General features: G+C 39.7%; 7 protein-coding genes. All 7 read left to right on the top strand.

Features of this window, described 5'->3' with window-relative positions; all coding sequences use genetic code 11:
* Window positions 1-4,410: YadA-like family protein (locus ACFIJ9_RS05160; RefSeq protein WP_375636037.1), on the top strand; the 4,410-nt coding region annotated here is incomplete at its 5' end.
* Window positions 4,407-5,009 (top strand): invasion associated locus B family protein, encoded by a 603-nt coding sequence (locus ACFIJ9_RS05155; protein WP_375636036.1) that lies wholly within the window; start codon window positions 4,407-4,409, stop codon window positions 5,007-5,009. The genes ACFIJ9_RS05160 and ACFIJ9_RS05155, both read left to right, overlap by 4 nt.
* A gap of 947 nt (window positions 5,010-5,956) precedes the next feature.
* Window positions 5,957-7,267 (top strand): Ppx/GppA phosphatase family protein, encoded by a 1,311-nt coding sequence (locus tag ACFIJ9_RS05150; RefSeq protein ID WP_375636035.1) that lies wholly within the window; start codon window positions 5,957-5,959, stop codon window positions 7,265-7,267.
* A 29-nt stretch (window positions 7,268-7,296) separates the two neighbouring features.
* Entirely contained in the window at window positions 7,297-8,025 is a 729-nt protein-coding gene (locus ACFIJ9_RS05145) for an RlmE family RNA methyltransferase (RefSeq protein ID WP_273790641.1), read from the top strand.
* Between the two features lie 172 nt (window positions 8,026-8,197).
* On the top strand, window positions 8,198-9,223 hold the full coding sequence (gene obgE, locus ACFIJ9_RS05140; RefSeq protein ID WP_375636034.1) for a GTPase ObgE: 1,026 nt from the start codon (window positions 8,198-8,200) through the stop codon (window positions 9,221-9,223).
* Window position 9,224: 1 nt separating this feature from the next.
* Window positions 9,225-10,364 carry a glutamate 5-kinase gene (proB, locus tag ACFIJ9_RS05135; protein ID WP_375636033.1) on the top strand — a complete coding sequence of 380 codons (1,140 nt, stop codon included), beginning with the start codon at window positions 9,225-9,227 and terminating at the stop codon, window positions 10,362-10,364.
* A 45-nt stretch (window positions 10,365-10,409) separates the two neighbouring features.
* On the top strand, window positions 10,410-11,666 hold the full coding sequence (locus ACFIJ9_RS05130; protein ID WP_375636032.1) for a glutamate-5-semialdehyde dehydrogenase: 1,257 nt from the start codon (window positions 10,410-10,412) through the stop codon (window positions 11,664-11,666).
* Window positions 11,667-11,687: the final 21 nt, after the last annotated feature.

The raw sequence follows: 11,687 nt of genomic DNA, 5'->3' as shown, positions 1-11,687 counted from the left end.
TTTAAAGGACCGATCTATAATTTATCCAGTATTACTACAGATGGTACGGCAACAGAAAAGTCATACAACGATGTTGGAACCGCTTTTGCTGGTCTTGATACAAATATCAAAACTGTGAACGCTCGCATTAAGGAAGTCTCTGAAGGTGTTGCACAAGATTCCTTGTTGTGGAATGATAAAGTCCATGCCTTTGTAGCGCAGCATGAAAAGAAGGAAGAAAAAGACGACGGCAAAGTTGTAGTGACGCAAGAAAACAGCAAGATCACATCGCTTGCGGCTGGCAAGATTGCAGCAGATTCAACGGACGCCATTAATGGCTCTCAGATTTATTCTATGAGTGAAATGGTTGGTAGTTATTTTGGCGGTGGTGCTGGATATGATAAAGAAGGCAAATGGATTGCTCCTACTTTCACGATTAAGACTGTTAAGGATGATGGTACTGAAGAAGAGAAGAAGTATAATACTGTTGCAGAAGCTTTGGCTGATGTTGGTACATCTTTCACGAATGTTAAAAACGATATTACTAATGTGGTAAGTAATAGTCTTGTTAAGTGGAATGAAGAGCAGAAAATAATCAAGATTGGTGGCGAAAAAGAGGGTGGTGTGATTACTCTTGCCGATAATAAAAATACGGCGCGGACACTTTCTGGTGTGAAGGATGCAGAAAAGAACGACGAAGCAGTTAACAAGGGACAGCTTGATGAGAATGTGACAAAACTTTCTGATGACATTGAAGAAGTGCGTTCTGTGGCAGTTCTTTATGATGAGGAAGAAGCTTCAGAAGAGGTCAGTACACTTACCAGAACAGCACCTAAAATTAATAAGAATAGTGTGACTTTTGGTGATCCCAAAACAGGCACTGTTGCGTTGCATAATGTTGCGGCTGGTAAGATTGCCAAGGATTCACATGATGCTGTAAATGGTGATCAGCTTCATTCACTAGGCAATAACGTTGCTACCTATTTTGGTGGTGGTGCAACATTTGCAGATGGTGCTTTTACAGCTCCGACTTATAAGATCTCAAATGTTGCTGAAGATGGTACGGCAACAGAAAAGCCCTACAACGATGTTGGTTCAGCTTTTGCTGGTCTTGATACGAGTGTCAAGAATGTGAATACGCATCTAACGAATGTAGAAAATAAGTTTACCCAAAAGATCGATGATATTTCGAAAGAGGTTAAAGGTGATGCCTTGTTGTGGAGTGATAAAGTCCATGCCTTTGTAGCGCAGCATGAAAAGAAGGAAGAAAAAGAAGACAGCACAGTTGTAGTGACACAAGAAAACAGCAAGATAACGTCTCTTGCAGCTGGAGCTGTCAGTGAAACTTCAACAGACGCCGTTAATGGCTCACAGCTTCATACCTTGGGCACTGTGGTTGCTACGTCTTTAGGTGGTGGTGCTGTCTATAAGGATGGGAAATGGACTGCTCCTAGTTTCAAGGTTAAAACAATCAAGGAAGATGGGAGTGCTGTTGAAGAGCAGAGCTATAATAGTGTAGCGGAAGCGTTTGCAGGCGTTGGCAGTTCTTTCACGAACATTCATAATGAGATTAACAAGGAGATTAGCAAAGTCGTAGGCGATAGCCTTGTTAAGCAGGATGAAAAGACAAAGGTTATCAATATTGGTAAAGAAGTAGAAGGCAGTGAAATCAATATTGCCAATAAGGCAGGTGCGGATCGGACTCTTTCTGGTGTGAAGGCAGCGACCAAGGATAATGAAGCCGTTAACAAAGGTCAGCTTGAGAAAGGTTTAACGGATCTTTCCAACAGTCTTCAGTCTGATGAATCAGCAGTTGTTCATTACGATAAAAAGGATGATAAAATTGATTATGCGAATGTGACTTTAGGAAAAGCTACAGATAAGACAGCTGTAGGTCTCCATAATGTTGCTGATGGTAAGATTGCCAAGGATTCACATGATGCAATCACGGGTGGTCAGGTTAACACAATCGGTGAGGATGTTGCCAAGTTCTTAGGTGGAGATGCTGCATTTACAAATGGAGCTCTTACACAGCCAACCTATAAATTATCGCACATTGCCACAGATGGAGTTGTGACAGAGAGTTCGTTCCAAGGTGTTGGCACCGCTTTTGCAGGTCTTGATGATAATATCAAGACTGTGAACGCTCGCATTAAGGAAGTCTCAGAAGGAGTTGCGCATGATTCCTTGTTATGGAGTGATAAAGCCCATGCCTTTGTAGCGCAGCATGAAAAGAGGGAAGAAGGAGACGACGGCAAAGTTGTAGTGACGCAAGAAAACAGCAAGATCACATCACTTGCGGCTGGTTCTATAGCATCAGGCTCGAGTGATGCGGTTAATGGTGGACAGATTTATGAACTGCAAAAACAGTTTGCTGGCTATTTTGGTGGTGGTGCTGGTTATAATGAGAAAGGCGAATGGCAAGCTCCAAACTATAACTTATCTAGTATTGATAAAGATGGTAAGGTAACAGATAAATCACATACCGATGTTGGTTCTGCCTTTAAAGGACTTGATGATAATATCAAGACTGTGAACGCTCGCATTAAGGAAGTTTCAGAGGGAGTTGCACAAGATTCTTTATCATGGAGCAAGACTGAAGGTGCTTTTGTTGCCCTGCATGGGGAAGGTGATAACAGAAAAGCAAGTAAGATCACATCGCTTGCAGCTGGCTCTATAGCATCAGGCTCGAGTGATGCGGTTAATGGTGGTCAGATTTATTCATTGAATCAGACTCTAGCAAAGTATTTTGGTGGTGATGCTAAGTATGAAGATGACGAATGGAGCGAACCAACTTTCACGCTTAAAACCTACAATGCAGATGGTACGGAAGGTGATCCACAGGAGCATCATAATGTAACGGAAGCCTTTGCAGGAATTGATAAGAATTTCACAAATGTCGTCAATGATTTTAAAGAACAAGTCACGAACATCACAGAATCTATGCAAGGCGATGCGCTGTTGTGGAATGAAAGTGCAAAAGCCTTTGTAGCCAAGCATGGAGAAAAAGACGGTGAGAAGACAAACAGCAAGATCACATCGCTTGCAGCTGGTTCTATAGCATCAGGCTCGAGTGATGCGGTTAATGGTGGACAGATTTATGATCTGAATCAGTCGCTAGCAAAGTATTTTGGTGGTGATGCTAAGTATGATGGTGATGGCTGGGTTCTTCCAGGTTTCAAGCTAATGACTTTCCAAGAAGATGGCAGCTTTGAAGAGGAGGATTATGATAGCATTGCAGCCGCGTTTGCCGGTATCAATAAGGTCTTCAAGAATCTTCATAATGAGATTTCAGAAAATATTGAGCAAAATGCGTTGTTGTGGAGTGATGATGCGGGTGCGTTTGTAGCACAGCATGAGAAGGAAGGTAAAAAGGACAACAGCAAGATCACGTTCCTTGCGGAAGGAAAGATATCAGAAGATTCGACGGATGCGATTAATGGAGGTCAGATTTATACTCTTCAACAGAGCTTTGCCTCATATTTTGGTGGAGGAGCTGGTTATGATAAGGAAGGAAACTGGCAAGGACCCAAATTCTACGTTCAGGTTTTCAATGAGGATGGTACGAAAGGTGATAAAGAGGAGCGTAATAATGTCTCTGAAGCATTTGATGTTGTTAATGACAGCATGAGCACTATCAACGATCGTATAAAAGAAGTTGAAAAGGATGTTGCGTCTAATGGTCTGAATTGGAATGAAGAAAAAGGAAGCTATGATGCTTCTCACGTTGATGATCAGGGCGTTAAGAGTCCTAGTAAGATTATCAATGTAGAGGACGGTAAGGTAGACAAAGATTCCAAAGAAGCAGTTAATGGAGGTCAGCTTTGGGAAACCCAGCAGATGATTACAGATCAGGTCAAGGATATTGAAACTAAAGTTACGGATGGATCTGTACAATATGATAAAGATGAAACAGGTAAAAAGACCAATACAGTTACATTAGTTGGTGGAGATGACAGTTCTCCAGTGTTAATAGACAATGTAGCGGATGGAAAGATTGAAAAGGATTCGAAAGAAGCTGTTAATGGAGGTCAGTTACATGATTACACAGAACAGCAGATGAAGACGGTTCTTGAAGATGCCAATAAGTATACGGATGAGAAAGTCAATACTATAGTTAATAATGGCGTTAACGAGGCGAAATCCTATACGGATATGAAGTTTGAGACGTTAAATTATGCTATTGAGGATGTTCGCAAGGAAGCAAGACAAGCAGCAGCGATTGGTTTAGCGGTGTCCAACTTACGTTACTATGATATACCAGGATCTTTAAGTGTTTCATTTGGTAGTGGTTTGTGGCGCAGTCAATCCGCATTTGCTATTGGGGCTGGTTATACATCTGAAGATGGAAATATTCGCTCGAATGTATCTATTACGAGTGCTGGAGGTCACTGGGGGATAGGTGCTGGAATTACTCTGAGGTTGAGATGATAATAGAAAAAATGGCTGTTATTGTAAAAAAGAGAAGTATTTTAGTAAAGGTTCTGTTTGCTCTTGCCTTAATAGGCAAGAGCAAAAGCTTTGCTAACGAGAACAATAATATTTATACAGTGCATCCACCGCACTTATCGATACCTAAGGGAGAACCTGGTGAAACACGTCGAATTATTATGCAGTTTTATGACTGGACTTTGATTTGTGACGAAAAACAAAAGCTTAAACATAAGCAAGGTATATGTAATGTGACACAGACTGTTCATGATCAAGAAGGAAATACCATTTTTAGTTGGTCTCTTGTGTCTACGACAAGTGGTCAAGCAGTGATGCTTTTTCGAACATTGCCAAATTCTGATATAAATGTTCCGATTCAAATGTTTGTAAAAGGTGTTAAAAAACCTGTTCTTATTCATTATACGCAATGCAATGAAACCGTTTGTTTGGCACAATCGCCTGTAGGGCCGGTTTTGACTAAACAAATAGAGCAGGACAATAAAGTACGTATTTCCTATAAACTTAAAGAAGGAAAGGTATTTTCTTTTACTGTACCATTTAAAGGGTTAAATGCAGCACTTAATTCTTTACGTCCTTAGAATCCATCGAGTATTTTTAACAAGAGTCATTTTTTCATAAATCGTTGTATTATATTTTTGAGTGTAAATTATAAGGTCAAATAAGTAAGAATTTTTATATAATATGACATCGAGCTGATTTATTGGAAAGAGTGAGAGTTTTATGAATATAAAGTCACAATAAGTTCTTTATATGTAATAGAAAATAAAGTTAGTATTTTCCATAAAGCTTAAAGAGTGGTTTCGTGAGTTATTAGAAGTAAAAAAGATTAGAAATACTCGATTTAAAATAATTAAAAAGATAGATTCCTTACAATAATAAGTAGGCTAAATTCTTTTTTAAAGCTTTAAATGGATTTTTAGAGCGGTCTGATTAAGCATTAATATTTTTCAGATAAATTTATAATCCTAGGGAATTTTTTGAACGATAGTTTTAATTGGTATTCACAAAATAACAGCTATTGTAATTGCATTTTGTAGTATTATGGAACTTTTATTCCAGCATAATCAAAGCCATTTCATTGCATACAACAAATAAGGCTCGTGTGTGGATAACGAGATTGAAAAAAGAAAAAATTTTTTATAAACCGTACTAATGTATAGGTTGTTGTGACCTTAAGAGTCAGCAAATAGTATGATAATGTAGGTTTGTTACAATAGAAGTGTGCTCCGTGTAAATGGTATAAAGAAAAGAGCAAAATTTATAAAAATTGATGCGAACGTAAACGATTAATTTATAGTTTTAAGTTCATAAAGAGAAGCATGATTTCACGGAAACAACCAAAAGATTATACAAAAATCTGAATGATGCTAGTTTAGAAAATTTTAATGATAGGCAAAGAAAGAATGATTTCTTGTATTTATCATTTGATGCTGCATTTTTGATGCTGCATTATTGCTTTATTTAGGAATGAGAAGAAGAGTTTTCGCGTTTATTTATTGGGGGGAACGCTCAAGGGATAAGAGAAATGACCCCGTTAAACTATGGTTCAAAAGAGTTAAAGCGAGGAGAAATATACGATACCAAAGCAGATCAGTTGTATGATCAGTGCGGTAGTAATACAAATAATCGTTCTGCATTGTCACGAACAGAATCATACTCTGTTTTTGTTGATATAAAGAGACAACAGAGAAAAAAACATTATGAACAGAAACAGGCTTTTGTTCAATCTGAGACAGCTTTTGAGTTTCATAGTCAGATAATGATAGGTGCTCAAAAAACAAAAAAACTCAAAGCGCCTTTTCTTCGACGGTTCCCTCCAGTAAAGTCTCCACCTCTTTATGCAGCACTTGATCTCGGAACGAATAATTGTCGTCTTCTTATCGCATCTCCCAGTAAGCCTGGATATTTTCGTGTTGTTGATGCTTTTTCTCGTATTGTAAGATTGGGAGAAGGTTTAATAAATAATGGTTTTCTTAATACACGAGCTATGGATCGTGCGATTGAAGCATTAAAGATTTGTCATTTAAAGCTAAAACAAAGGCATATTAAGCGTTATCGCTTGATTGCAACAGAAGCTTGTCGTTCTGCAGAAAATGGTAAACATTTTATTCAGCGTGTTTTGGAGGAGACAGGTCTTGAATTGGAAATTGTTGATCGGCAAACAGAAGCGCGTTTTGCTGTTACAGGGTGTAGTACACTTATTGAACCAAATACTGACGCAATTGTGCTTTTTGATATTGGAGGGGGATCATCAGAAATTGTGCTACTTGATGTTTCTCAAAAGCGTTCTTTTCGTTTAGCTAGACAAATTATCGCTTGGACTTCTCTTCCTGTTGGTGTTGTTACGCTTTCTGAACGTTTTGGAGGGAATGATATTAGCTTAGATGATTTTGAAAAAATGAAAAGCTATGTGCGAGGGTTATTAAATAATTTTTCAGATCGTCATAAATTAGGAGAGTTAGCGCAAGGTTCGAAGTTTCATCTTTTGGGAACCTCCGGTACAGTTACGACTTTAGCAGGAATGTATCTTAATTTAGAGCGTTATGATAGGAAAAAAGTGGATGGCATTTGGATGAATGATGCAGACATTACTCTTATGACAAAACGCCTATTGTCATGGGATATAGAAAAACGTGTCGTAAGTCCTTTTATTGGGCGCGAGAGAGCAGATTTAGTTTTAGCTGGTTGTGCAATTTTAGATGTTATTCGGGAAGTTTGGCCAAGTCAGCGTTTAAGAGTTGCTGATCGTGGATTAAGGGAAGGAATTTTGATAGAGCTGATGTTACGCGATAGGGTATGGTGTCGTCATAGAAAGAGCGGAGATTTCAAGCGTTAGAGAATTAAATATGGAGACAATGAATAACGATGAAAAAAACAACAAAAACACCGAGGGGTGGCTACGGAGGTTCAGGGTCACATGAATTATATCAGCGCGTAAAAAAGAAAGCAGGAACCATTAAAGCTTCATCACGACGATGGTTAGAGAGGCATCTGAATGATCCTTATGTCCATCAATCAAAAGTAGATGGTTATCGTTCGCGTGCGGCTTATAAACTCATTGAAATTAATGAGCGTTATAGGTTTTTGAAAAAAGGTCAAAAGGTTATTGATCTAGGAGCAGCACCTGGGGGATGGTGTCAGGTGGCTGAGCGTATAGTAGGGTCAAGTGATGAAGATCCTAGCGTTGTTGGTATTGATTATTTACATGTTGATCCATTGCCTAGAGTTGCCATGTTGGAAATGGATTTTTTGCATACAGATGCACCGCAGAAATTAATTGAAACTTTAGGGACAAAACCGGATGTGGTTCTTTCTGATATGGCAGCGCCAACAACAGGTCATCGTCAGACGGATCATTTAAGAACGATTTATTTATGTGAAGTTGCGGCTGATTTTGCTCTTTCGGTTCTTAAGCCTGGGGGACATTTTTTAGCAAAGGCTTTTCAAGGAGGAGCAGAAAACACTCTTCTCACAATACTAAAACAGCATTTTAAAAAAGTCTATCATGTTAAACCGCCTGCAAGCCGATCAGAATCAGTAGAGCTTTATCTTCTAGCACTTGAATTTAAGGGAAAAACAAAAATACAAGAATAGCGCCTTCTTTTAAGAAGATTTAACTTTACTTAACCTATTTAGATGTGATGATTTTTTCTCAAAGAGTTATCGGCGATATTGACAGTTTTTCTGTTATCAATGATGAAAAACTGGTAAAACTAATGTATTGCCTATAGAGGTAGAGAGATTGATTCCTCAGAGAGTGCTTCCAATGAAATTTCTTGATCAAGCTAAGGTTTATATTCGTTCTGGTAATGGAGGTTCTGGAGCAGTATCATTTCGTCGTGAAAAATTCATAGAATTTGGGGGACCTGATGGAGGGAATGGAGGACGGGGTGGTGATGTTTGGGCTCTTGTTGTTGATGGGCTTAACACGCTGATTGATTATCGCTACCAACAGCATTTTAAAGCAAAAACAGGGGGGAATGGCAAGGGTCGTAATATGACGGGTGAAAAGGGTGACGATGTCATCCTTAAAGTTCCGGTTGGGACGCAAATTTTTGAAGAAGATAATACAACGTTAATCTGTGATTTAACGGAAGTGGGGCAGCGCTATCGTCTTGCAAAAGGAGGGAATGGCGGTTTTGGTAATCTTCATTTTACAACATCGACAAATCGGGCACCGCGTCGTGCAAATCCAGGTTTGGCTGGAGAAGAGCGCGCAGTATGGCTTCGCTTGAAATTAATTGCTGATGCTGGGCTTGTTGGTTTACCTAATGCTGGAAAATCAACTTTTTTAGCTTCTGTAACGGCTGCAAAACCAAAAGTTGCAGGTTATCCTTTTACCACTCTACATCCTCATCTTGGTGTTGTACGTATTGATGGTCGTGAATTTGTTTTGGCTGATATTCCAGGATTAATTGAAGGAGCGCATGAAGGTGTGGGAATTGGAGATCGTTTTTTAGGACATGTAGAACGTTGTCGCGTACTGCTTCATCTGATTTCTTCTCAAGAAGAAGATGTAGCAAAAGCATATCAAATTGTGCGTCATGAACTTGAGGCATATGGAAATAATCTAAGTGATAAGACTGAAATTGTCGCTTTAAGCCAGATAGATACTCTGACAATTGAAGAGCGTAAAACGAAACAAGAAGCTTTGCAAAGAGCTGCGGGTCAACCTGTTATGATGTTTTCTGCGGTTAGCCGCGAAGGTTTAGAAAATGTGCTGCGGGCTGGTGCACATATTATTGAAATGTCAAGCAAAGAGGAGATCAGTGGGGATAGCAAGGTTGATTGAGATGGCTGTTGGATCGCAAAAACTTACACACTATAAACGTATTGTGGTCAAGATTGGATCTGCCCTTTTGGTTGATCCTCAGACAGGTTTACGGGTTGAATGGCTTAAAAGCTTGATCAGTGATGTTGTTGAATTGCACAAAAAAGGCGTAGAGATATTGTTGGTGTCTTCAGGCGCTATTGCTTTAGGAAGGACATTGCTACAGCTTCCTAAGGGCGTTTTGAAATTGGAAGAAAGTCAGGCATGTGCTGCTTTGGGGCAAATTGAGTTAGCAAAAACCTATGGTGATGCGCTTGCTCAACATGGGCTCAAAACAGGCCAAATTTTGCTCACTTTATTTGATACGGAGGAGCGAAGGCGTTATCTCAATGCACGTGCAACGATTGAGATGCTTTTATATTTGGGAGCTGTGCCTGTTATTAATGAGAATGATACTGTTGCAACAACTGAAATTCGTTATGGTGATAATGATCGTTTAGCTGCACGTGTGGCAACAATGGTGAGGGCAGATCTTTTAATACTTTTATCTGATATTGATGGTCTTTATACAAAGTCTCCCCATAGTGATCCTACGGCTGAATTTATACCTTTTGTTGCATCCATTACGCATGATATCGAAAAAATGGCAGATGTTGCTGCTTCAGAGTTTTCACGGGGAGGAATGAAGACTAAGCTTGATGCCGGAAAAATCGCTAATGCTGCTGGAACGGCGATGATTATCACCTCAGGCAAGCGTATGAATCCCCTTGCTGCAATTGACAAAGGTGAACGTAAGAGTTTTTTTGCGGCAAGTAAGAAATCTGTCAGTGCTTGGAAAACATGGATTTCTGGTCATTTAGATCCATCTGGTGTTTTGACGATTGATCAAGGAGCCATTAGGGCCCTTGAAACAGGAAAATCGTTATTAGCTGCAGGGGTTATTGCCGTTGAGGGAAATTTCCAGCGTGGGGATACGGTTGCAATTGTTGGTACAGATGGAGTTGAGATTGCGCGTGGACTTGTAAGCTATGACAAAGATGAGGCTGTACGCATTATAGGACATAAAAGTGAAGAAATTGAAGCTATTCTTGGGTATGAGGCGCGCTCTGCTATGGTGCATCGTAATGATATGATTGTACGTTGCTTGACCAATTCTGTTTAAAAAAGTTACTTTTGTTTTTATTGTTTTGGCAGAGTGGATGATACGATGACTTTAGAAGAACAAATGAAAGATATGGGACAAAAAGCGCGCTATGCCGCTGCAGCGTTGGCTGTTGCTTCTTCTGAGCAAAAGAACAATGCATTGGAAATGATCGCTTTAAGTCTGGAGGCTCAGTCAGATGAGATTTTACGGGCGAATTGTCAAGATTTAGAGAATGCTGCTCAGAATAATTTGAAAGCTGCAATGATTGATCGGCTAAAATTAGATGACTTGCGTTTACGTGCAATGATAGACAGTGTTCGCCAAGTTGCTCGTTTATCTGATCCTGTTGGACAGGTCATGAGCGCGTGGAAACGTCCAAATGGGCTTCATATAAGTCGTGTACGAACACCTCTTGGTGTGATTGGTATTATTTATGAAAGTCGTCCAAATGTTACAGTTGATGCGAGTTCTTTGTGCTTAAAAGCAGGCAATGCTGCGATTTTGCGTGGTGGTTCGGATAGCTTTCATTCTTCTCATGCTCTTCATGTAGCTTTGGTACAAGGTTTAGAGCGCTCTGGTTTACCCAAAGATGCTATTCAAATGGTTGGAACGACAGATCGCGCTGCCGTTGGGGAAATGCTCAAAGGATTGGATGGAGCGATTGATGTGATAGTACCACGTGGTGGAAAGAGCCTTGTTGCCCGCGTTCAGTCTGATGCACGTGTTCCAATTTTTGCTCATTTGGAGGGACTTTGTCATATTTATATTGATAAATCGGCAGATTTAGATATGGCACGCAATATTGTTTTAAATGCAAAGTTGCGGCGGACAGGGATATGCGGTGCTGTTGAGACAGTTCTCATTGACAGTCAGGCATTAAAAAAGTTTCTTCCTGTTTTAACTGCTTTACAGGAGAAGGGGTGTGAAATTCGTGCTACAGAAGATATTGTTTTTCTTATGCCAGATGTCAAATTAGCTTCTGAAGAAGATTGGTCGCATGAATATCTTGATGCTATTCTTTCTGTTAAAACGGTTGAGGGTGTTGAGGGAGCCATTTCTCATATCAAGCGTTATTCATCAGGACATACGGAATCGATTATTGCTGAGGATTTGGAAGTGGTGAAGAATTTTTTTAATCATTTAGATTCAGCTATTTTGCTGCACAATGCGTCCACACAATTTGCTGATGGAGGTGAATTTGGTTTTGGAATGGAAATTGGTATTGCAACAGGAAAAATGCATGCACGTGGCCCGATAGGTGTTGAACAGCTAACTTCATTTCAATATCATGTTAAAGGAAATGGTCAGGTTAGAGCTTGAGAACACCATTTTTTCCATGGA

Origin of the sequence: Bartonella sp. MR90HLJMH, assembly GCF_042194115.1 — a bacterium.
In the GTDB taxonomy this organism is placed as follows: Bacteria; Pseudomonadota; Alphaproteobacteria; order Rhizobiales; family Rhizobiaceae; genus Bartonella; species Bartonella grahamii.
This window is presented reverse-complemented; position numbering and strand designations above follow the sequence as displayed.

Excerpts from the sequence above, each read along its gene's own strand:
- ACFIJ9_RS05155 (WP_375636036.1), top strand. The coding sequence starts at position 4,407 with ATGATAATAGAAAAAATGGCTGTTATTGTAAAAAAGAGAAGTATTTTA.
- ACFIJ9_RS05150 (WP_375636035.1), top strand. The coding sequence starts at position 5,957 with ATGACCCCGTTAAACTATGGTTCAAAAGAGTTAAAGCGAGGAGAAATA.
- ACFIJ9_RS05145 (WP_273790641.1), top strand. The coding sequence starts at position 7,297 with ATGAAAAAAACAACAAAAACACCGAGGGGTGGCTACGGAGGTTCAGGG.
- obgE (WP_375636034.1), top strand. The coding sequence starts at position 8,198 with ATGAAATTTCTTGATCAAGCTAAGGTTTATATTCGTTCTGGTAATGGA.
- proB (WP_375636033.1), top strand. The coding sequence starts at position 9,225 with ATGGCTGTTGGATCGCAAAAACTTACACACTATAAACGTATTGTGGTC.
- ACFIJ9_RS05130 (WP_375636032.1), top strand. The coding sequence starts at position 10,410 with ATGACTTTAGAAGAACAAATGAAAGATATGGGACAAAAAGCGCGCTAT.